The 22,396-nt window shown below is 39.9% G+C and carries 21 protein-coding genes and 2 other annotated features; all 21 genes read right to left on the reverse strand.

The features are described 5' to 3' along the window. Positions 1 to 108: 108 nt before the first annotated feature. The 21 genes from rpoC to disA all read right to left on the reverse strand — a co-directional run bounded on the left by rpoC (position 109) and on the right by disA (position 22,394). Complete coding sequence (rpoC, locus tag ACQKMR_RS22900; protein ID WP_427699349.1) at positions 109 to 3,708, reverse strand: DNA-directed RNA polymerase subunit beta'; 3,600 nt, start codon at positions 3,706 to 3,708, stop codon at positions 109 to 111. 186 nt (positions 3,709 to 3,894) lie between these two features. Continuing rightward, positions 3,895 to 7,464 carry a DNA-directed RNA polymerase subunit beta gene (rpoB, locus tag ACQKMR_RS22905; protein ID WP_201188198.1) on the reverse strand — a complete coding sequence of 1,190 codons (3,570 nt, stop codon included), beginning with the start codon at positions 7,462 to 7,464 and terminating at the stop codon, positions 3,895 to 3,897. Positions 7,465 to 7,702: 238 nt separating this feature from the next. Beyond that, complete coding sequence (locus ACQKMR_RS22910; protein WP_340892434.1) at positions 7,703 to 8,308, reverse strand: class I SAM-dependent methyltransferase; 606 nt, start codon at positions 8,306 to 8,308, stop codon at positions 7,703 to 7,705. Positions 8,309 to 8,498: 190 nt separating this feature from the next. After that, positions 8,499 to 8,858 (reverse strand): 50S ribosomal protein L7/L12, encoded by a 360-nt coding sequence (gene rplL, locus ACQKMR_RS22915; RefSeq protein WP_427699350.1) that lies wholly within the window; start codon positions 8,856 to 8,858, stop codon positions 8,499 to 8,501. A gap of 64 nt (positions 8,859 to 8,922) precedes the next feature. Then, positions 8,923 to 9,423: a 50S ribosomal protein L10 gene (gene rplJ, locus ACQKMR_RS22920; protein ID WP_056521822.1), complete on the reverse strand. Its 501-nt coding sequence runs from the start codon at positions 9,421 to 9,423 to the stop codon at positions 8,923 to 8,925. A gap of 39 nt (positions 9,424 to 9,462) precedes the next feature. Next, positions 9,463 to 9,613, reverse strand: a sequence feature (ribosomal protein L10 leader region). A 46-nt stretch (positions 9,614 to 9,659) separates the two neighbouring features. Beyond that, positions 9,660 to 10,355 carry a 50S ribosomal protein L1 gene (rplA, locus tag ACQKMR_RS22925; protein ID WP_427699351.1) on the reverse strand — a complete coding sequence of 232 codons (696 nt, stop codon included), beginning with the start codon at positions 10,353 to 10,355 and terminating at the stop codon, positions 9,660 to 9,662. A 104-nt stretch (positions 10,356 to 10,459) separates the two neighbouring features. After that, the gene (gene rplK, locus ACQKMR_RS22930) at positions 10,460 to 10,885 is read right to left on the reverse strand and encodes a 50S ribosomal protein L11 (protein WP_053349074.1); all 426 of its coding nucleotides are present in this window, start codon (positions 10,883 to 10,885) and stop codon (positions 10,460 to 10,462) included. 174 nt (positions 10,886 to 11,059) lie between these two features. After that, positions 11,060 to 11,593, reverse strand: a complete 534-nt coding sequence (gene nusG, locus ACQKMR_RS22935) for a transcription termination/antitermination protein NusG (protein WP_053349075.1) — start codon at positions 11,591 to 11,593, stop codon at positions 11,060 to 11,062. Positions 11,594 to 11,839: 246 nt separating this feature from the next. Beyond that, positions 11,840 to 12,022, reverse strand: coding sequence for a preprotein translocase subunit SecE (secE, locus tag ACQKMR_RS22940; RefSeq protein WP_427699352.1), 183 nt, complete (start codon positions 12,020 to 12,022; stop codon positions 11,840 to 11,842). Positions 12,023 to 12,076: 54 nt separating this feature from the next. Then, entirely contained in the window at positions 12,077 to 12,226 is a 150-nt protein-coding gene (gene rpmG, locus ACQKMR_RS22945) for a 50S ribosomal protein L33 (RefSeq protein ID WP_427699353.1), read from the reverse strand. A gap of 199 nt (positions 12,227 to 12,425) precedes the next feature. Then, complete coding sequence (sigH, locus tag ACQKMR_RS22950; protein WP_427699367.1) at positions 12,426 to 13,058, reverse strand: RNA polymerase sporulation sigma factor SigH; 633 nt, start codon at positions 13,056 to 13,058, stop codon at positions 12,426 to 12,428. An 85-nt stretch (positions 13,059 to 13,143) separates the two neighbouring features. Beyond that, entirely contained in the window at positions 13,144 to 13,653 is a 510-nt protein-coding gene (locus ACQKMR_RS22955; protein WP_427699354.1) for an NYN domain-containing protein, read from the reverse strand. Positions 13,654 to 13,657: 4 nt separating this feature from the next. Beyond that, positions 13,658 to 14,401, reverse strand: a complete 744-nt coding sequence (gene rlmB / locus ACQKMR_RS22960; protein WP_427699355.1) for a 23S rRNA (guanosine(2251)-2'-O)-methyltransferase RlmB — start codon at positions 14,399 to 14,401, stop codon at positions 13,658 to 13,660. Continuing rightward, positions 14,398 to 14,820: a Mini-ribonuclease 3 gene (locus ACQKMR_RS22965; RefSeq protein WP_053349080.1), complete on the reverse strand. Its 423-nt coding sequence runs from the start codon at positions 14,818 to 14,820 to the stop codon at positions 14,398 to 14,400. The genes rlmB and ACQKMR_RS22965 overlap by 4 nt, the downstream gene beginning before the upstream one ends. Before the next feature lie 3 nt (positions 14,821 to 14,823). Next, a complete protein-coding gene (gene cysS / locus ACQKMR_RS22970) occupies positions 14,824 to 16,221 on the reverse strand; it encodes a cysteine--tRNA ligase (protein WP_427699356.1) in 1,398 nt (465 codons plus the stop codon). 1 nt (position 16,222) lies between these two features. Further along, entirely contained in the window at positions 16,223 to 16,873 is a 651-nt protein-coding gene (cysE, locus tag ACQKMR_RS22975; RefSeq protein WP_427699357.1) for a serine O-acetyltransferase, read from the reverse strand. An 84-nt stretch (positions 16,874 to 16,957) separates the two neighbouring features. Beyond that, positions 16,958 to 17,207 (reverse strand) — a binding site (T-box leader). Between the two features lie 42 nt (positions 17,208 to 17,249). After that, on the reverse strand, positions 17,250 to 18,707 hold the full coding sequence (gene gltX / locus ACQKMR_RS22980) for a glutamate--tRNA ligase (RefSeq protein WP_427699358.1): 1,458 nt from the start codon (positions 18,705 to 18,707) through the stop codon (positions 17,250 to 17,252). 90 nt (positions 18,708 to 18,797) lie between these two features. Further along, positions 18,798 to 19,277, reverse strand: coding sequence for a 2-C-methyl-D-erythritol 2,4-cyclodiphosphate synthase (ispF, locus tag ACQKMR_RS22985; protein ID WP_056521805.1), 480 nt, complete (start codon positions 19,275 to 19,277; stop codon positions 18,798 to 18,800). A gap of 17 nt (positions 19,278 to 19,294) precedes the next feature. Beyond that, a complete protein-coding gene (ispD, locus tag ACQKMR_RS22990; protein ID WP_427699359.1) occupies positions 19,295 to 19,975 on the reverse strand; it encodes a 2-C-methyl-D-erythritol 4-phosphate cytidylyltransferase in 681 nt (226 codons plus the stop codon). 21 nt (positions 19,976 to 19,996) lie between these two features. Then, positions 19,997 to 21,094, reverse strand: coding sequence for a PIN/TRAM domain-containing protein (locus tag ACQKMR_RS22995; RefSeq protein WP_427699360.1), 1,098 nt, complete (start codon positions 21,092 to 21,094; stop codon positions 19,997 to 19,999). Positions 21,095 to 21,320: 226 nt separating this feature from the next. Then, the gene (gene disA, locus ACQKMR_RS23000; RefSeq protein ID WP_427699361.1) at positions 21,321 to 22,394 is read right to left on the reverse strand and encodes a DNA integrity scanning diadenylate cyclase DisA; all 1,074 of its coding nucleotides are present in this window, start codon (positions 22,392 to 22,394) and stop codon (positions 21,321 to 21,323) included. Positions 22,395 to 22,396: the final 2 nt, after the last annotated feature.

The raw sequence follows: 22,396 nt of genomic DNA on the forward strand, positions 1-22,396 counted from the left end.
AGTCATTCTTATTAAGAGAGACCAGCTCAATAAATTCTGATCCTTCAACTCCTCCATAGAAAAGGAGTGCGGTCTTCAGTTTTAATAGATGAGCTGGCCCTATTTCATTTAATCTACTGTTACTGTATCTGTGCTTTCGTCACCAACAACGACAGGGTTAGCTTTTCTGTAACGAAGCATACCTGTTCCTGCAGGGACAAGTTTACCGATGATAACATTTTCTTTAAGTCCAAGCAATTCATCACGTTTTCCTTTTATTGCTGCATCAGTCAAGACTCTAGTTGTTTCTTGGAATGACGCTGCGGACAAGAAGGAATCCGTTTCTAGAGATGCTTTTGTAATACCTAGTAATACAGGACGTCCAGTAGCAGGTAATTTGCTAGTCAGTAATGCATCTGTGTTCGCAGTTGTAAACTGGTTAACATCCAATAATGTTCCTGGAAGAACTTCAGTTTCACCAGCGTCAAGCACACGGACCTTACGCATCATTTGTCTAACCATAACCTCGATGTGTTTATCACCGATTTCTACCCCTTGCATCCGGTATACTTTTTGTACTTCATGAAGCAGATATTCCTGAACAGTAAGTACATCAGTAACTTTCAGCAATTCTTTCGGATCGATTGAACCCTCTGTTAACTCTTCGCCTCGACGTACGAATGTATCAACAGCTACTCTTAAACGCGCTGTGTACGGCGCAGTATAAGTGCGTGATTCAACAGCACCTTGAACAACGATTTCCTGTTGTTTATCACGAATTTCATTAATCGAAACAACTGTTCCTTCGATTTCAGAAATGATGGCTTGACCTTTAGGGTTTCTCGCTTCAAATATTTCTTGGATACGAGGTAAACCTTGAGTAATATCATCTCCGGCAACCCCACCAGTATGGAATGTACGCATCGTTAACTGTGTACCTGGTTCTCCGATTGATTGAGCAGCAATAATACCAACTGCTTCGCCCACTTCAACTTCTTGACCAGTTGCCAAGTTACGTCCATAACATTTTTTACATACACCATGACTAGTGTTACATGTAAAGGCAGAACGAATCCATGCTGTTTCAATACCAAGAGATTCAATATAATTAGCCAGATCCTCAGTGATAAGACCGTTTTCAGGTACAATCACTTCATTTGTTTCTGGATGTTTAATCGCTTTTCTTGCATATCGGCCTACTAGACGTTCTTCTAGATGCTCGATTATTTCCGTACCCTCTCTCAAGGCAGAAATTTTCAAGCCGCGGTCTGTACCACAATCATCATCACGAATGATAACGTCTTGGGCTACGTCAACTAGTCGGCGTGTAAGGTAACCGGAATCGGCTGTTTTAAGTGCTGTATCAGCAAGACCTTTACGAGCACCATGTGTAGAAATGAAGTACTCTAACACTGTTAAACCTTCACGGAAACTTGATTTAATCGGTAATTCAATGATACGTCCAGCCGGGTTGGCCATCAATCCACGCATACCCGCAAGCTGCGTAAAGTTGGATGCATTACCACGGGCACCGGAGTCACTCATCATGAAGATTGGGTTGCGTCGGTCCAGAGAGTCCATAAGTTTCGACTGAATGGTATCCTTAGCGGCACTCCAAATTGAGATAACGCGATCATAACGCTCATCTTCCGTAATTAGACCACGTCTAAATTGTTTTAGGACGTTATCTACTTTCGTTTGAGCTTCAGTAATGATTTCTTGTTTTTCTTTTAAAACAACAATATCAGCCACACCAACGGTAATACCTGCTTTTGTCGAATATTTGAAACCAAGATCTTTCATCCTGTCAAGCATTTTAGAAGTTTCGGTAATTTTGAAACGTTTAAAGACTTCCGCAATGATATTTCCAAGAATTTTTTTCTTGAATGGATCAATAGCTGGTTGAGCCTTAATCAATTCAGTAATATTAGCACCTTTTTCCACGAAATATTTCTCTGGAGTTTTTGTTTCCAAATTATAACGTGTTGGTTCGTTAATATACGGGAATGATTTTGGTAAAATTTCATTGAAGATCAATTTACCAACAGTTGTTATTAAGAGTTGGCTATTTTGCTCTTCCGTGAATGTTTCATTATTTAGTGATGATGCATGCACCGCACAACGGGAATGTAAGTGTACATAACCGTTTTGGTATGCAAGCAACGCTTCACTTGTATCTTTAAAGATCATACCCTCACCGATAGCGCCTTCTCTTTCCAATGTTAAGTAATAGTTACCTAATACCATATCTTGAGAAGGTGTAACGACAGGTTTACCATCTTTAGGATTCAAAATATTTTGCGCAGCAAGCATTAGCATACGAGCCTCTGCCTGTGCTTCAGAAGATAAAGGAACATGGACCGCCATTTGGTCACCGTCAAAGTCAGCATTGTAAGCTGTACATACAAGCGGATGCAAACGAATTGCGCGACCTTCAACTAAAGTTGGCTCAAATGCTTGGATACCAAGTCTATGAAGAGTTGGTGCACGGTTCAGTAGAACTGGGTGTTCTCTAATAACTTCTTCAAGTACATCCCAAATTTCAGGAGATAGTCTTTCAATCTTACGTTTAGCAGATTTGATGTTATGCGCTAAACCTCTTTGAACTAGTTCCTTCATAACGAATGGTTTGAATAATTCAATCGCCATTTCTTTCGGCAGACCACATTGGTACATCTTTAAGTTAGGTCCAACTACGATAACAGAACGACCAGAGTAATCAACACGTTTACCAAGAAGATTTTGACGGAAACGGCCTTGTTTACCTTTTAACATATGAGATAAAGATTTTAATGGACGGTTACCAGGTCCAGTTACCGGACGACCACGACGGCCATTATCGATTAGAGCATCGACAGCTTCTTGAAGCATACGCTTTTCGTTTTGAACGATAATGCTTGGTGCCCCAAGGTCCAATAATCTTTTCAACCGATTATTACGGTTGATAACACGACGATATAAATCATTTAAATCAGATGTAGCAAAACGACCGCCATCAAGTTGTACCATTGGACGAAGTTCCGGTGGAATAACCGGTAGTACGTCTAGTATCATCCATGAAGGCTCATTACCTGAGTTACGGAATGCTTCTAGCACTTCCAAGCGTTTAATTGCACGGGTTCTACGTTGTCCTTGAGCTGTTTTAAGCTCTTCTTTCAACGACTCTACTTCTTTTTCCGTATCAATGTCTTGTAAAAGTTTTTTAATAGCTTCAGCACCCATTGCTGCTTGGAACTTCTTACCGTATTTTTCACGGTATGTACGATATTCTTTTTCAGAAAGAAGTTGTTTCTTCTCTAAAGTTGTATCGCCTGTTTCAGTTACCACGTAAGATGCAAAGTAAATAACTTCTTCCAATGCACGCGGAGACATATCAAGAACAAGTCCCATACGACTCGGAATTCCTTTAAAATACCATATGTGTGAAACTGGAGCTGCCAGCTCAATATGACCCATACGTTCACGACGAACCTTAGCACGAGTGACTTCAACGCCACAACGGTCACAAACTACGCCTTTATAACGAACACGTTTATATTTTCCACAATGACATTCCCAGTCCTTTTGAGGTCCAAAAATTCTCTCACAGAATAAACCGTCTTTTTCTGGCTTTAACGTACGATAGTTGATTGTTTCTGGTTTTTTAACTTCTCCATGGGACCAAGAACGAATCTTGTCTGGCGAAGCAAGACCAATTTTCATATACTCAAAATTATTAACGTCTAACAAGGGGCCTACCTCCCTTTTAATCTCCAGGTTTAACCCTTGATTGCCGTCTTATTATCAGGCAATCTACACCGGATGATGGTTGATTGAATCATTAAGACTCTAACAAGGCAGCAGGATCTTTAAAGAAACATCTTGCTGCCAGTCAGAGCGGATAATATATAAAGTGATGTGTTTATATTTAATTTCTTATTCTTTAGCTGGTGCCCCTACTTCGGAAGCAACCATATCTTTTGTTTCTGAATCAAGGCTCAATTTGTCTGCTTGGTTGGCTTCTTCTTCATCTTCCAAGTCACGCATTTCAATTTCACGGTCTTCGGCATTAAGAATTTTAACATCCAATCCTAAGCTTTGAAGTTCCTTAATCAATACTTTGAAGGATTCAGGGACGCCAGGCTCAGGGACATTTTCACCTTTGACAATCGCTTCGTAAGTCTTCACACGACCGACGACATCATCTGATTTAACGGTAAGGATTTCTTGTAATGTATAAGCAGCACCATAAGCTTCAAGTGCCCATACCTCCATCTCACCGAAACGCTGTCCACCAAATTGCGCTTTACCACCAAGTGGCTGTTGCGTAACAAGGGAGTATGGTCCAGTTGAACGAGCGTGAAGTTTATCATCAACCATATGTGCAAGTTTAATCATATACATGACACCAACAGACACACGGTTATCGAATGCTTCACCTGAACGCCCGTCATAAAGGACTGTTTTTGCATCACGGGACATCCCAGCTTCTGCAATCGTACCCCAAACGTCTTCCTCAGTGGCACCATCGAATACCGGCGATGCTACATGAATGCCAAGCGCTCGTGCTGCCATACCTAAGTGAAGCTCCAGCACCTGACCGATGTTCATACGTGAAGGTACACCCAATGGGTTTAACATGATGTCGACCGGTGTGCCATCTGGTAAATAAGGCATATCTTCTTCAGGAAGAATCCTAGAGATTACCCCTTTGTTACCATGACGTCCAGCCATCTTATCGCCTTCATGGATCTTACGTTTTTGAACGATATATACACGCGCAAGTTGGTTTACACCAGGAGGTAGTTCATCGCCATCTTCTCTGTTAAATACTTTAACATCAAGTACGATTCCACCGCCGCCGTGAGGTACACGAAGTGACGTATCCCTTACTTCACGTGCTTTTTCACCGAAAATTGCATGTAATAAACGTTCTTCAGCAGTCAATTCTGTTACACCTTTAGGCGTAACTTTACCAACTAGAAGGTCTCCGTCTTTTACTTCAGCGCCGACACGGATAATTCCGCGCTCATCAAGATTACGAAGCGCATCTTCCCCAACATTCGGGATATCACGTGTAATCTCTTCCGGTCCCAATTTCGTATCACGGGACTCGGACTCATATTCTTCAATATGAATAGAAGTGTACACATCATCTTTAACTAAACGTTCACTCATGATGATGGCATCTTCATAGTTATATCCATCCCATGTCATGAAGGCAACTAATACGTTACGTCCAAGCGCTAACTCACCTTTTTCCATTGAAGGACCATCAGCAAGAATCTCACCTTTTACAACGTTGTCACCAACACTAACGATTGGGCGTTGGTTATAGCACGTTCCTTGGTTGGAACGGATGAATTTTAATAAACGATATTTATCAATGTTTCCTTTTACTTGCTGTCCGTCAACCTCACTTACCCTACGTACCCATACTTCACGTGATTCAACGTGTTCTACGATACCAGGATGTTTACAGATGACAGCAGCACCAGAGTCTTTCGCTGAAACATATTCCATACCTGTTCCAACTCGAGGGGCTTCCGGTTGCAGTAAAGGTACTGCTTGACGTTGCATGTTCGCTCCCATAAGGGCACGGTTGGAGTCATCATTTTCCAAGAAAGGAATACATGCTGTCGCGGCAGACACAACCTGTTTAGGAGATACATCCATGTAATCTACGCGGTCACGCGGCACAACGGTATTTTCACCGCGGAAACGAGCAACGACATCATCATCAAGGAATGATCCGTCATCTGATAGACGAACATTCGCTTGTGCAACTACATAGTTATCTTCTTCATCAGCTGTTAAGTAATCAATTTGGCTTGTAATTCTACCTGTCTCAGGATCCACACGACGATATGGTGTTTCGATGAAACCATACGGGTTTACCTTTGCGAAACTAGATAATGAGTTGATCAAACCAATATTCGGTCCCTCAGGCGTTTCAATCGGACACATACGGCCATAGTGGGAATAATGAACGTCACGTACTTCAAAGCCCGCACGTTCACGTGTTAAACCACCAGGTCCTAATGCAGATAGACGACGTTTATGCGTCAATTCAGCCAGCGGGTTAGTTTGATCCATAAATTGAGAAAGCTGAGAGCTTCCAAAGAATTCTTTAATAGATGCAATAACTGGGCGAATGTTAATTAGTTGCTGTGGAGTGATTGTATTCGTATCCTGAATAGACATTCTTTCACGTACAACACGTTCCATACGAGATAAACCAATTCTAAACTGGTTTTGCAGCAATTCACCAACAGAACGCAGACGACGGTTTCCTAAATGGTCAATATCATCTGTGATTCCTACACCATGCAATAAGTTAAAGAAATAGCTAATAGAAGAAATGATATCAGCCGGTGTAATGTTTTTAACCTGGTCGGTCACGTAAGCATTACCGATGATATTAATCACTTTTTCGCCTTCAGCATCGTTTGGTGCAAATACTTTAATAGGTTGAAGAAGAGTTTCTTCTTCTACCACACCACCAGATGGGTGGAATGTTTTAAAACCGATTCCCGCTTCAATATGAGGCAGAATTCTATCAAGAGTCCTACGGTCAAGCATTGTACCTTTTTCAACTATAATTTCTCCAGTTTCTGGATCTATCAAAGTCTCCGCAATACGTTGCCCAAACAAACGGTTCTTAATATGCAGTTTTTTGTTTATTTTATAACGACCTACGTTAGCTAAATCATAACGTTTTGGATCAAAAAAGCGGGATACTAAAAGACTTTTCGCGTTATCGACTGTAGGTGGCTCACCCGGGCGTAGACGCTCATAAATTTCTAGTAATGCTTTTTCCACACTCTCAGTGTTGTCCTTTTCAAGAGTGTTGCGAAGGTATTCATTGTCACCGATTAAATCAATAATTTCTTGATCGGTTCCGAATCCAAGTGCACGCATCAATACCGTAATAGGCAATTTCCTAGTGCGATCGATTCGAACATACACAACATCCTTGGCGTCTGTTTCGTATTCGAGCCATGCGCCACGGTTAGGAATAACGGTCGCAGAGAACCCAAGCTTACCGTTTTTATCCATTTTACCATTGTAGTAAACACTTGGTGAACGCACTAATTGGGATACAATTACCCGTTCTGCACCATTGATGACAAATGTACCTGTTTCAGTCATCAGAGGGAAGTCGCCCATAAATACATCTTGGTCTTTTACTTCCCCTGTTTCTTTGTTAACAAGGCGCACTTTCACACGAAGTGGAGCAGAGTAAGTAACATCGCGTTCTTTTGTTTCTTCCACAGAGTACTTCGGTTCAGCTAGGCTGTAATCGATGAATTCTAATGATAAATTACCTGTAAAATCCTCAATAGGAGAAATATCCTGGAACATTTCTTTTAAACCTACATCTAGAAACCATTGATAAGAAGCTGTTTGAATTTCAATCAGATTCGGAAGATCCAAAACCTCACTGATTCTTGCATAACTTCTACGTTGGCGGTGTCGTCCATACTGAACAAGTTGACCTGTCAACTGATTCACCCCTTAAATCAAGCGTTATAAGGATCAATTTGCCTCGGAAAAGGAATCATTTCCATAGACAAAAAGAAAATGGTTTTTATTTTAAAAACCACTATTTCTCATAAAACGAACTATTATTTATATATTTTTCCCATATTATCCATTGGTTATACACCAATGGTATAAAAATTGCATAGTTACGGAATTATATATATGCATTTTATAATACTAACATAGCGAAAATTTAGAGTCAAACCTTTTTGGATAATAGTATATAGTAACCCTTTTTCTTAACTGGCACCTCAATATTTCCAAATAATTGCTCCATTTTATCCATGGCTGATGGTGCACCTTGTTTTTTTTGAATGACAACCCATAATTCTCCACCAGCTACCAAACTTCGATAGCTTTCTTCTAAAATTTCGTGGACAACACTTTTACCTGCGCGAATGGGAGGGTTCGTAAGAATTGCAGCGAATTGATTTGAGCCAACTTTGTCAAAACGATCACTTTCGAATATTTTTACATTGGCGATCCCGTTAGAAGCGGCATTCTCTTTTGACAATTCAACTGCCCGGCTATTTATATCAATCATTTCTATTGTTCTATCGGGATAAGCTGCTGCAATTGATATTCCAATTGGTCCATAACCGCAACCTACATCAAGAATATCTCCTTCCACAGCTTCATTAAGGTTAAAGGTTTCAACCAAAAGACGAGAACCAAAATCAACTTCTTTTTTTGAAAAAACGCCATTATCGCTTTTGAAGCGGAAAGTACGTCCCTTTAATGTAAAATCCCAAAATTTCGGATTGCTTACGACATCCGGTTTATGTGAGTAGTAATGCTCTGTCAGAGTCATCTCCCCCTATCAGAAAGGAATATTGAAGATTTAATGAGAGAAGAGATTTGAAGAATGGATGCTTGCATGCCGTTAAGTTTGTAGAATCTCTTAACCAAACTATTAACAGCGATTTTCCGTCATTTTCTTTAAAATGAAGAGAAAAAAGCCCGCCAGTGATAGCGAGCTTTTTGTTTATGCAAGATTACTTAACTTCAACGCCAGCTCCAACTTCTTCAAGTTTAGCTTTAACTTCTTCAGCTTCTTCTTTAGAAGCGCCTTCTTTGATTGCTTTTGGAGTGTTGTCAACAAGTTCTTTTGCTTCTTTAAGTCCAAGACCTGTAACTTCACGTACAGCTTTGATAACTTTGATTTTTTGATCTCCAGCAGATGTAAGGATTACATCAAACTCAGTTTTTTCTTCAGCAGCAGCGCCACCAGCAGCAGCTACAGCTACAGGTGCAGCAGCAGTTACGCCAAATTCTTCTTCGATTGCTTTTACAAGGTCGTTTAATTCTAAAACAGTCATGTTTTTAACTGCTTCTAAGATTTGATCTTTAGTCATTGTTATTTCCTCCTCGAAATGGTTGGTTTTTTTTTTGAATCAATAGGCTAAATAAGCGGTTAGCTTACGCGCCTTGTTCTTCTTTTTGATCTGCAACTGCTTTTGTAGCAATAGCAAGTCCGCGCATAGGTGCTTGTAGCACGCTGAGTAGCATTGAAAGTAGGCCTTCGCGTGAAGGTAGTTCTGCAAGAGCTTTAATTTCTTCTGCAGTTGCAACATTTCCTTCGATAACTCCAGCTTTGATTTCTAACGCTTCATGTTTTTTCGCAAAATCGTTAAGGATTTTTGCTGGCGCAATAACATCTTCAGTTGAGAATGCAATTGCGTTTGGTCCTGTTAATGATTCGTTCAAAGTGCTAAGTTCAGCACTTTCAGCAGCACGACGAGTTAAAGAGTTTTTGTAAACTTTAAACTCAACGCCAGCATCACGAAGTTGCTTACGAAGTTCTGTTAATTCAGCAACAGTCAATCCACGGTAGTCAACAACTACTGTTGATTGGCTTGCAGTTAATTTTTCAGAAATCTCAGCAACGATTTTTTGCTTTTGTTCAATAATTGCGTTCATCCTTACACCTCCTGTAGATTTGCTTGAAAACATTTATACCGTTTCAAAGAAAAAGCCTTCATCTCTATTGCAGACATGAAGGCAGTAATTTCAAAGGTCATAGTCAACGACTATTATTATCGAATTACCTCGGCAGGGAATTAAGCTCTAGTTGAGCACCTACTGTCTACGGTACAAATGATATTCATTTATTCACAACAAAACATATTATAACAATAATAGTTTTGGAATGTCAATTATTTATTGAAAGAAGAAGAATCAACTTTCACACCAGGGCCCATTGTAGTTGTTACAGAAACGTTTTTCATGTAAGTTCCTTTAGCAGCCGCAGGTTTCACTTTCATTAACGTATCATAGATAGTAGTGAAGTTTTCCACTAGTTTAGCATCCTCGAAAGATACTTTACCGATTGGAGCATGGATGTTACCAGCTTTATCTACGCGGTATTCAACTTTACCAGCTTTGATTTCGTTAACAGCTTTTGTTACATCAAATGTAACTGTGCCTGTTTTAGGGTTAGGCATTAAACCTTTAGGTCCTAATACGCGACCAAGTTTACCAACTTCACCCATCATGTCTGGAGTCGCAACGATTACATCGAATTCGAACCAACCTTGTTGGATTTTGTTGATGTAGTCAGATTCGCCAACGTAGTCAGCACCAGCAGCTTCAGCTTCTTTTGCTTTTTCGCCTTTAGCGAATACTAATACGCGTTGAGTTTTACCAGTACCATTCGGTAGAACAACTGCTCCACGAATTTGTTGGTCTGCTTTCTTAGGGTCTACACCTAAACGGAAAGCCACTTCAACAGTTGCATCGAATTTTGCGAAGTTAGCTTTTTTAGCAACTTCGATTGCTTCAGTTACAGAATAAGCCTTAGAAACTTCTACAAGCTTAGCTGCTTCAAGATACTTTTTACCTTTTTTCGCCATGATATAAATCCTCCTAAATTGTGGTTTTAACGGTATAACCTCCCACGAATAAAGGTTGCGAGTATCAATCGCAACCCCGTAGAAACAAATAGCAATTACATGGATTAGTCTTCGATGACAATACCCATGCTGCGAGCAGTACCTTCAACCATACGCATTGCAGCTTCAACGTTTGCAGCGTTTAGGTCAGGCATTTTAGTTTCAGCAATCTCGCGCACTTGATCACGCTTGACTGTAGCAACTTTTTTACGGTTAGGTTCACCAGAACCAGACTCAATACCTGCTACTTTCTTAAGCAATACAGCAGCGGGCGGAGTTTTTGTAATGAATGTAAATGAACGGTCTTCAAATACCGTGATTTCAACAGGAATAATTAGACCAGCTTGATCTGCTGTACGAGCGTTGAACTCCTTACAGAATCCCATGATGTTTACACCAGCTTGACCTAATGCAGGACCAACTGGGGGAGCCGGATTCGCTTTACCAGCAGGAATTTGCAATTTAACCATTTTAATTACTTTTTTAGCCACGAGACACACCTCCTTATAAGTCCGTGATGTGGTAATAGGGATATACCCTCCCACTCATCTTGAATTCTTTATATATTAATAAAGAATGCTTGTATCGTTGAGGCCTAAAAATTGAAACATACTGACCTTTGAAATTTTACCACTTTCAAATGGCAATTTCAAGTTTTTTTCCGTTTATAATTTTTCCACTTGATTAAAGTCAAGTTCAACTGGCGTATCACGGCCAAACATATTAACTAGAACTCTTACTTTACCTTTATCTTTATCAAGTTCTTCAATAGGACCTGCAAAGGTTGCAAATGGTCCTTCTTTAACCTGAACGGTATCGCCGATTTCAAAATCAACTTCGATTTTGCTTTCATCAACGCCCATCCGCTTAAGAACGACTTCAATTTCTTCAGGAAGAAGCGCTGTCGGTTTAGATCCAGCTCCTGACGAACCCACAAAACCTGTTACGCCAGGTGTATTCCGAACTACATACCAGGAATCGTCCGTCATAATGATTTCCACTAGTACATACCCTGGGAATACTTTCTTTTTCGTTACTTTCTTTTTGCCATCTTTAATTTCTGTTTCTTCTTCTTCAGGAACTACAACTCGAAAGATCTTGTCTTCCATCCCCATTGTTTCAACACGTTTTTCCAAGTTAGCCTTAACCTTGTTCTCATAACCTGAATAGGTGTGAACTACATACCAATTCTTTTCCATGTGTTAGGACTTTAACGTCCTTCCCTCCCTGCAACAATCATTTTCTTTATTAAACTTTATCTTTGAACGTTTTAGCCTAAAATCAATCCCCGACTTAACTAGAATATATTGTGATAATTAATTTTACAGCAGTGCTGAATTTTGCACTTTTTCACTTCTTAAAGAAGACAAATTAAAAAACCCGTTTCCGGGCTTTTCTGCTGACACATATTATTCTATCACTATTATACCTTATTTTCGAATCTCTTATTCAATAACTAAGCGAATTAATTCGGAAATGCCCAAATCTACCACCGTAAAGAATAAAGCCATAAACAATACAGTTGTTACTACCACGATTGTATATTTCGTAAGCTCTTTGCGTTTCGGCCAGCTTACTTTTCGCATTTCGCGAGCTACTCCGCTGAAAAATTCGGTTAAGCGTTTCATGAATGTATCCTCCAAGCATTAGAAAGCTTCTTTGTTAATCTATTAATAAAACGGTTATTTCGTTTCTTTATGAATCGCGTGTGAATTGCATGTACTGCAAAATTTCTTTATTTCAAGGCGTTCGCTGCTTGTTGATTGATTACTTTCATAACTATAATTTCTTGAACCACAATCAGTACAGGCTAGAACAATTTTTTTTCTCATTTGATACACCTATCCTATCTACTATATCCATAAAACCTTATCACGACTGTCTTTTATTGTCAATAACAAAGCAGGCCCCGACAGTATGGATATCGTGTATCGAAAACATTGGTTTCTTATCATTCAATTTCAAACCTTAGTGAATAAAACATCCAAGTGGAGATGGGACAGATGAGATTAAGCGGAAAAAGCGGAGGGATTATAAACTGATTTCCCTTACTTCCAAATAGCGCTCGAGCTTTCTTTTCACCCGCTGAAGGGCGTTGTCGATTGACTTCACATGACGGTTCAACTCTTCCGAAATCTCTTGGTAGGTTTGTCCATCTAGGTAAAGAGCTAACACTTTTCTCTCCAGATCACTCAAAAGCTCGGCCATCTTTAATTCGATATCGTCAAACTCTTCTTGGTTAATAATCAGCTCTTCCGGGTCTAAAACTTTTGTACCCGATATAATATCCATAAGAGTTCGGTCGGAGTCCTCATCATAGATAGGCTTGTCCAGGGAAACATAGGAATTGAGCGGAATATGCTTTTGACGTGTTGCTGTTTTAATTGCAGTAATGATCTGCCTCGTAATACATAGTTCGGCAAATGCTTTAAAGGAGGATAACTTATCACCTTTAAAATCACGGACGGCTTTATATAAACCAATCATACCTTCTTGCACGATGTCTTCCTTATCTGCACCAATTAAGAAATAAGTCCTTGCCTTTGCTCTAACAAAATTACGATACTTTTGGATCAAGTAATCCAGCGCTTCACTGTCTCCAGTGTGTACCAACTCTATCAATTCATCATCATCAAACTGCAGATACTTTTCGTTCAGTTTCATTCCGAATTTGAGACCCACATTATATCCCCCTGACCTGACTCAGATAGAAATATTATACAGCAGGTAAAAATTAGCCGTCAATGGTTCAAACCTTCCCTCGACGCCATTTTTCGAAAATTTCTGCCACTTCTTCACTTAAAGGGATTTTAGCAGCAGGTTTTATTGTGGTTGTTTTTTTTACATCTTTCTTAATTTCCCCTTGAATTTCTTCCATCTCAATAAGCAGTTCACGGGCAGATTTCCTTAGAGCCCCTTGGCCAAATATCACCCACTGCTCCGTGAAATCAGAAGTCGCCACTTGGATCTGTGTTTTGATATTATTCAATTCAATGGCCATCTTTTCTATTCTCTCATCAGCAGTTTCATTTTCTTTTGTAAAAATTACATCTACCTTATGATTTTTGAATATCCGGGCAATTCCCTGAACATATTGAGCGTCAAATACGACAATTACGCGATACCCGGTAAAAGCTTGATATTCCGCCATCATTTCAATCAACCGGTCCCTCGCAGCAGCAAGATCCCGTTCTTTAAATTCTCTCAGTTCCGGCCAGGCCCCAATAATGTTGTAACCGTCCACTAACAGAATATTCATCCCATTATTGACCTAAAGGATTTCTTTTTCTATAGACCTCATACATCAATAAACCAGCTGCTACCGATGCATTTAACGAAGTTACTTGTCCTGCCATAGGGAGACGGATGAGGAAATCGCATTTTTCCTTCATTAACCGGGCCATTCCTTTACCTTCACTACCAATTACAAGTCCAATAGGCATCTTGCCGTCCATATTACGGTAATCATCGCTACCTTTCGCATCTGTACCGACAATCCAGACACCACGCTCTTTTAATTCCTCAACTGCTCGTGCCAAATTCGTAACACGCGCAACTGGAATATACTCAATTGCACCTGTCGAAGCTTTCGCTACTGTTGCCGTTAATCCCACTGCTCGCCGTTTTGGAATAATGATTCCATGGGCTCCGACAGCATCTGCTGTTCTCATAATTGACCCTAAATTATGTGGATCTTCAACTTCATCAAGAATCATGAAAAAAGGCGCTTCATCCCGTTCTGCAGCTTTCGCGAATAAGTCATCCAATTCTACATATTCATAAGCCGCCACTTGTGCGACAACACCTTGATGAATACCTTCTGCCATTTGATCAATTTTTTTCTTTGGAACAATTTGCACGAATACCTTCTTTTCTTTAGCAAGGCCAATAAGTGGTTGCATTGATCCTTTTTGTGAGCCTTCTGCTATCCAAATTTTATTTATATCCCGTTCGGAGCGAAGTGCTTCCAATACGGGGTTTCTTCCAATGATGTATTCTTCACTCATGGGTTACTCCCCTTTTCTTCTTCAATGAATTCAATAGATTTTCTAATAAGCTCTTCCATTCTTTCTATTCGACCGGATAAATACAGAAAGCCCATAAGTGCCTCAAAGGCCGTACTGTAACGATACGTTTGCACATCTGTATTCTTCGGAACTGAACCGGATTTCGCATTACGGCCGCGACGGACGACAGCGGATTCTTCTTCTGATAACCAACCTGACTCCAGGAAAAAATGAATAATCCTATTTTGAGCTTTAGCCGATACAAAAGATGTTGCTTTTTTGTGAAGAAGATTAGGCTTGACCGCTCCTTTTTGAATGAGATGATGCCGGATATACGTTTCATATACGGCATCACCTATATAGGCTAGAGCAAGACTGTTTAACATTTTTTCATCTACTTTATTATCGTAATGAAGCATCAATTACCCTCTTTTCCATCTTGTACCTTGAGGGGTATCCTCTAATATAATATTCATGTTTTTCAAGCGGTCACGAATTTCATCAGATAACCCAAAGTTGCGATCTTTCCGCGCTTGAATTCTCTGCTGAATCAAGCCTTCAATTTCTTCATCCAACAACCCTTCTTCCTCTAGAGACAAACCTAGAACAGAAAACAGCGTTTGGAATTCTTCAAGGAAAGCCTCAATGACTTCCTTGTCGGTATTTTTCTCCATCAAGTAATAATTTGCTTGCTTGGACAGTTCAAAGAGAATGGATATCGCGTTAGCTGTGTTAAAATCATCGTCCATTTCTTGAATGAATTGTTCATGTAATGCATTTACTTTCTCCACCCAAACATTATTATTCTCAGTCAACCCATCGCTTACTTGAAGACGATGCTTTAAGTTTTGGTAAGATGTTCTTAATCGATCAAGTGCCGCTTTTACATTCTCAAGTACTTCTTCGCTGTAATTGATAGGATGGCGGTAATGTACGGATAACATGAAGAAGCGTAACACTTGTGGATCATGCTTCTGAATGATGTCATGCACAAGAACAAAATTACCTAAGGACTTAGACATTTTTTCATTATCAATATTTATATACCCGTTATGCATCCAATAATTCGCAAAGGTCTTGCCTGTTAATGCCTCAGATTGTGCAATTTCATTTTCATGATGGGGAAAAGCTAGATCTTGGCCGCCTGCGTGTATATCAATTGTATCGCCCAAATACTTTCTGACCATGGCGGAGCATTCGATATGCCAACCGGGACGCCCCTTACCCCATGGACTCTCCCAAGATATTTCACCTTCCTTAGCCGCTTTCCAAAGGGCAAAATCAAGGGCATCTTGTTTTTTCTCACCAATTTCAATGCGCGCCCCAACTCGCAGCTCATCGATGGATTGGTGAGACAATTTTCCATACCCCTCAAATTTACGAGTTCGGTAGTACACATCACCTTCAGATTCATAAGCGAATCCTTTTTCAATCAATGCCGAAATAAATTCAATAATTGTATCCATGTTCTCCATCACAGTCGGATGCGCATCCGCCTTTTTGCAACCAAGCGCAGATACGTCTTCAAAATACGCCTTAATAAAACGCTCTGAAATGGTAGGAACATCTTCCCCCAATTCTTTTGCAGCGCGAATCAGTTTATCATCAACATCTGTGAAATTCGATACAAATTGAACTTCATACCCACGGTAATCTAAATACCTTCGAACGGTATCAAATACTATTGCTGGTCTAGCATTCCCAATATGAATGTAGTTGTAGACAGTGGGTCCGCACACATACATTCTCACCTTTCCTTCTTCAATCGGGACGAAGGCTTCTTTCTGTCTTGTAACTGTGTTATATATTTTAATTGCCATATTATAAACTCCTTTCTTCCTGTCTCTGCTCAGCCAACTTCGCTTTTAAGGCAAGGATTTCTTTATCCATTTCTTTGAAACGGTCAGCAATCGGATCAGGAAGATCTGAATGATTTAAGTCTTTTTTGATTTTGATACCATCTCGAATGACTACTTTACCTGGAATGCCTACCACCGTTGAATTAGGAGGTACTTCCTTTAAAACAACAGAACCTGCACCGATTTTTGAGTTTTCACCGACTGTGATGGAACCCAGCACTTTTGCTCCTGTTGCAATCAATACATTATCTTTTATAGTAGGATGGCGTTTTCCCTTTTCTTTACCTGTTCCTCCAAGTGTTACCCCTTGAAAGACAGACACATTGTCGCCGATTTCACATGTTTCACCAATGACGATCCCCATTCCATGGTCAATGAAAAATCGACGCCCTATGGTAGCCCCTGGGTGGATTTCAATCCCGGTAAAAAACCGACTGATCTGAGAAATGCTTCTCGCTAGGAAAAAAAACTTCTTCTTGAAAAGTGCGTGAGCCATTCTATGACTCCAAATTGCATGTAAACCAGCATACGTTAAAATAACTTCCAAATAACTGCGCGCAGCAGGATCTTGATCAAAAACCACTTCGATATCCTCTTTAAACATCTTTAACAAAATGATTCCCCCTATGTTCTGTCCTTTTCCAACATCCCCTCATAAACCTTTTAAAGCATATAAAAAAGCGTCTCTGTCCAAATAGACAGAGACGCTCTAAGCGCGGTTCCACTCTGTTTGGAATGGTTTTTAGCAGGTAAAAAGCTTCCCTGTTTTTCCATTCCCAACTTTTATCCCTATAACGGAGGATATTCCGCCTGTGCCTACTAGAGGTTAGTTCAGCAAAGGACTCAAGGGTGCATTTCAGAAAACGAGAGGCTTGAACCACTTTCAGCAGGTTATGGTTCTCTCTAATAAGCTTCGTTTACTTACTTCTCCCTATCTACGCGTTCTTTTGTAAGATTATTAAATACTATATTACATTTTTGACAAATTGTTAATATAAAATACTTTGAATACGTTGTTTAATTTTTTCTTTGCCTAGTAATGAAATAGCTTTAGGCAAGTCAGGTCCATGTGTTTGACCAGTCACAGCTGCACGAATTGGCATGAATAATTTTTTCCCTTTATGCCCTGTGCTTTTTTGTACTGCTTTAATTGACTTCTTGATTTCGTCAGCCTTAAATTCCTCCAGCCCTTCGATTTCTTGAAGGAAAGCGTTCATGACTTCCGGTACTTGTTCTTCTGCTAGGACTTCTTTCGCTTCAGTCTCAAACTCGACCTCATCCTTGAAAAATAGTTCAGACAGCTCAACAATTTCCGCTCCATAGCTCATCTGCTCTTGGTAAAGAGAAACAAGACCGTGTACCCACTCTTCTTCTTCAGCAGTTAGGGACGCAGAAACCTTCCCAGCCTTGATTAAGTGGGGCATAGACAATTCCACTGCGCGATCCTCATCCAATTGCTTCACATATTGGTTATTCATCCAAGTAAGCTTTTGCTTATCGAAAAGTGCAGGCGATTTAGACAATCGATCAGCATCAAAAAGATTAATAAACTCTTCTTTTGAGAAGATCTCTTCCTCGCCACCCGGTGACCATCCTAGTAAAGTAATGAAGTTGAATAACGCTTCAGGCAAATAACCCAACTCTTCATATTGCTCAATGAATTGAATAATCGATTCATCACGTTTACTTAGTTTTTTTCGGCTTTCATTTACAATTAGAGTCATATGACCGAACACAGGTGGTTCCCAACCGAATGCTTCATAAATCATTAATTGCTTCGGAGTATTGGAGATATGATCATCGCCGCGAAGAACATGGGAAATCTTCATCAAGTGATCATCCACCGCTACCGCAAAGTTATAAGTTGGAATACCATCTTTTTTAACGATAACAAAGTCTCCAAAACCATCTGTCTCAAACGATACGTCATCCTTAACCATATCTTTGAACGTAAGGACCTTACCCGCAGGAACAGCAAAACGAATGCTCGGCTTTCTGCCTTCTGCCTCTAGCTCCACTTGCTCTTCATCAGTTAAATGCCTGCACTTCCCTGAATACTTTGGTGTTTCATTACGTTCAACCTGTCCTTCTCGCTCTGCTTCAAGTTCTTCTTCCTTACAATAGCATTTATAAGCCAAACCCTTGTTCAGAAGCTCTTGATACAATTCTTGGTACAGGTCGTTTCTCTCTGATTGACGATACGGCCCATATTCCCCGCCAATATCAACACCTTCGTCCCAGTCCATACCAAGCCATTTTAAATATTTCAGCTGACTTTCTTCGCCGCCCTCAATATTTCTCTTTTTGTCGGTATCTTCAATCCGGATGATGAATTTCCCGCCTTTATTTCGTGCGTATAAATAATTAAATAATGCCGTCCGTGCATTTCCTATATGTAAATGTCCAGTCGGACTCGGTGCATAGCGAACTCGAATATCACTGCTCATGATATATATAGACCTCCCAGTCTTTCTTTTCTATCGTTTATTTTATCATTTAAATTCATTGGGATAAAGGCATCCACTCTAAAAACGAATTTAGTTTGATTTAACCAATAAGACAACAGCCTGTGCCGCAATTCCTTCACTTCTGCCAGTAAATCCAAGCTTCTCAGTTGTGGTTGCTTTTACATTGATTTGATCAACTGAAGCATCTAAAAGTTCTGCAATCCTGACTCGCATTTCTTCAATATATGGAGCCATCTTCGGACTTTGTGCAATAATTGTACAATCAGCATTCCCTAGTACATAGCCTTCTTTTTTTACAATCGCCCAAATATATTGCAGTAGTTTTGCCGAATCAGCGTCTTTAAATTCCGGGTCAGTATCCGGAAAATGCTTACCTATATCTCCTGCACCAATTGCCCCTAAGCAAGCATCGGCAACAGTATGTAGAAGTACATCCGCATCCGAATGGCCAAGTAACCCTTTCTCATAAGGAATTGTAATCCCGCCAATAATCAAAGGTCTTCCCTCTACAAGTTGATGAACGTCATATCCTTGTCCAATTCGAAACATCTTATTCTCCCCTATCATCAAAGTTGTTGTTTATGTAAAATCGCTTCTGCAAAATAAAGGTCTTCCTGAGTCGTAATCTTAATATTATCATAATTGCCTTCAATAATAACTACCTGTTCGTTGATCCGTTCTAGCAAACTTGCATCGTCCGTACCTAAAAAAGACTCTGACTCTGCCTGTTCATGCGCACTTTTTAATATAGATACACGAAAAGCTTGTGGAGTTTGTACCGCCCACAAGCTTGATCGTTCCACCGTTTCTAGAACCTTTTTGTCGGCGGCTTTTTTAATCGTATCCTTTACTGGAACCGCAATGACCGCCCCTCCATGAAGGGAAGCAGAAGACGTTAATTCACTGATTTGCACCTGGTCAATAAAAGGGCGAGCGCCGTCGTGGACCAGGATAATTTCTTCTCCTGCATGTTTTAGCCCATTATAAACACTCTGTTGACGTTCCTTGCCACCTGTCACGAGTTTCTTGACCTTCTTAAGGTCATAGGTCGCTATCATTTGTATGAAATAATCCTCTTCTGCCGGATTTATCGAAAGGATAATCCCCCGACAGTTAGGATCTTCTTCAAAAACACGAAGTGTATAAACAATAATCGGGGTACCTGATAGTTCAATAAAAAGTTTATTCTTGCCTGCTTTCATTCGCTTTCCTTGTCCAGCTGCAGGTATCACTACTTCATAAAACATAACGGTTTCTCCTACTCTTCTTTATAATGCTTTTTCTAATAGTTTCGGTTTAGCAAAAATCATCCGACCTGCTGAGGTTTGCAGTACACTTGTCACAAGTACATCAATGCGTTTTCCAATATGATCACGACCACCTTCGACAACAATCATCGTACCGTCGTCTAAATAAGCAATGCCTTGATTCTGCTCTTTCCCATCCTTAATGACTTGCACATTCATTTCTTCCCCAGGAAGTACAACAGGTTTAACAGCATTCGCCAGGTCATTAATATTAAGGACCGCTACATTTTGAAACTCGCATACTTTATTTAAATTGAAGTCATTTGTAACAACCATCCCACCTGATATTTTTGCAAGCTTCACTAATTTACTGTCCACTTCTTGGATATCATCAAAATCCCCTTCGTACATCTCTACTTTAATCGGTAGGTCTTTTTGAATCCGGTTAAGGATATCCAATCCACGTCTACCACGGTTCCTTTTCAAAGCATCTGAGGAATCAGCAATGTGCTGAAGCTCGTTTAATACGAATTGTGGTATTACTATGGTCCCCTCTAGGAAGCCTGTCTGACAGATATCTGCAATTCTACCGTCAATAATAACGCTTGTATCGAGGATCTTTAATCGCTTGCTGTAACCTTCTTCGTCCTCTTCACTTTCTTCACCGTCTGAAGTTTTTTTCTTATTATTTTTCGTAAATAAATTCAATAGTTCATCACGTTTTTTAAAGCCAACCTGAAACCCAAGATAACCAAACAAAAGCGTAAGGATGATAGGAACTACTGTATTTAAAATTGGGACCCGAATGGCACTAAAAGCGGATCCAACTAAAAATGCCGCAAGTAGTCCCACTAAAAGACCGACGCTGCCAAAGATTATATCCGTACTTGGTATCTTAACAAGCTGTTCTTCCAGCCACTTCATAAAATAGATCACATGATCTACTGCCCAAAAAGTAATAAGATAAAAGATAATGGCACCCAACAGTACACTTACATAAGGATTGTTTATTAAAGCAATATCATCTGCATGTAAAACAATTAATAATTCCGGAATAAGTAACATACCAAGTGTTCCACCGACCATTAAGAAGCATGCTTGTATAATGCGTTTTAACATCCCTTTCACCTCCCTCTACTCATTATTGACCAATAAAAAAAAATGAAACCTTCAAAAATTCGTTTTCATTATATAGGTGAAATCCAGCTAAGGAATTAGTGGATTTACAAATACGATTTCTTCTCTTTTTCGTATTATTAGCCTAGCACCCTAAGTTTTGAGTGTCAAAAATAAACACTAATCAATTTCAAGCTAATTTAGGAAAATTTAGTTGTACGGTTGCACCTTACATCCTTCGGTTTGTGACAAGCTGATTTTTCAAAATACGAAGTCCTTCTCTAATTTTATTTGCTCGGACTTCACCAATACCTTCAACATCGTCAAGATCTTCAACCGTTGCTTTATTGACCTCTTTAAAGCTTTCGAACTTTTTCACTAAATTTTCAATGATCAAACCCGGCAAGCGTGGGATTTTATGAAGAATCCGGTATCCACGAGCATGTATAGCCTCATCAAGATGAATGTAACCATGATAGCCCAGTACCTTTAAAAGTATACTTTCATCCAGTTGTTCCTGCATGGCCAACTCTTGAAGCCGGAAAATGATTTCTTCAGGTTTTTCATCATTACTAGAGGTATAATCCTTGATAAGCCATTTTCCTTCCGTTTCAATATCTGCCAGAATTTCGTTCATTTGCAGACGTATCAGCCGTCCTTCTGTACCGAGTTCATTTAGGTAGGTAAGTAACTCCGCTTTGATTCGAAGAACCATAACATAACGGTGAAATACTTGTAAAAGGTCAGCATAGGTAACGAGTTCTTCAAATTCCAGAGCTCCTAACACAGATATGCTCTGCTGCAGAACCACCTTATATTTTTCCAAGGTTTGAATGGCCAAATTAGCCTTAGCAAGTATGACCCCTATATCTTTAAGAGCATATCGAAAATTGCCTTGATATAAAGTGATTACATTTCGACGTTGTGAGATTGCAATTACCAAAGACTTGGTCTCCCTGGCTACACGTTCCGCTGTCCGGTGCCGCATTCCTGTTTCGGTGGAGGGTGTACTATTATCAGGTACTAATTGAGCATTTGCGAAAATGATGGTATCGGCTTTTTCATTTAAAATGATGGCTCCGTCCATCTTTGCCAGCTCATATAATGTACTTGGGGTACAGTTACAGTTAATTTCGAAGCCACCATCTACAATTGTGCGCACCTTTTCGTTATAACCAACCACTATCAATCCACCCGTATTTGCCCTCAGTACATTTTCAATGCCTTCACGAAGCGGGGTACCTGGGGCTACAATTTGCAAAATCTCCAATTTTGTTTTCTCATACCCTTTTTTATCTGTCATCT

Source organism: Peribacillus sp. NPDC096540, assembly GCF_050278525.1.
Lineage (GTDB): Bacteria > Bacillota > Bacilli > Bacillales > DSM-1321 > Peribacillus.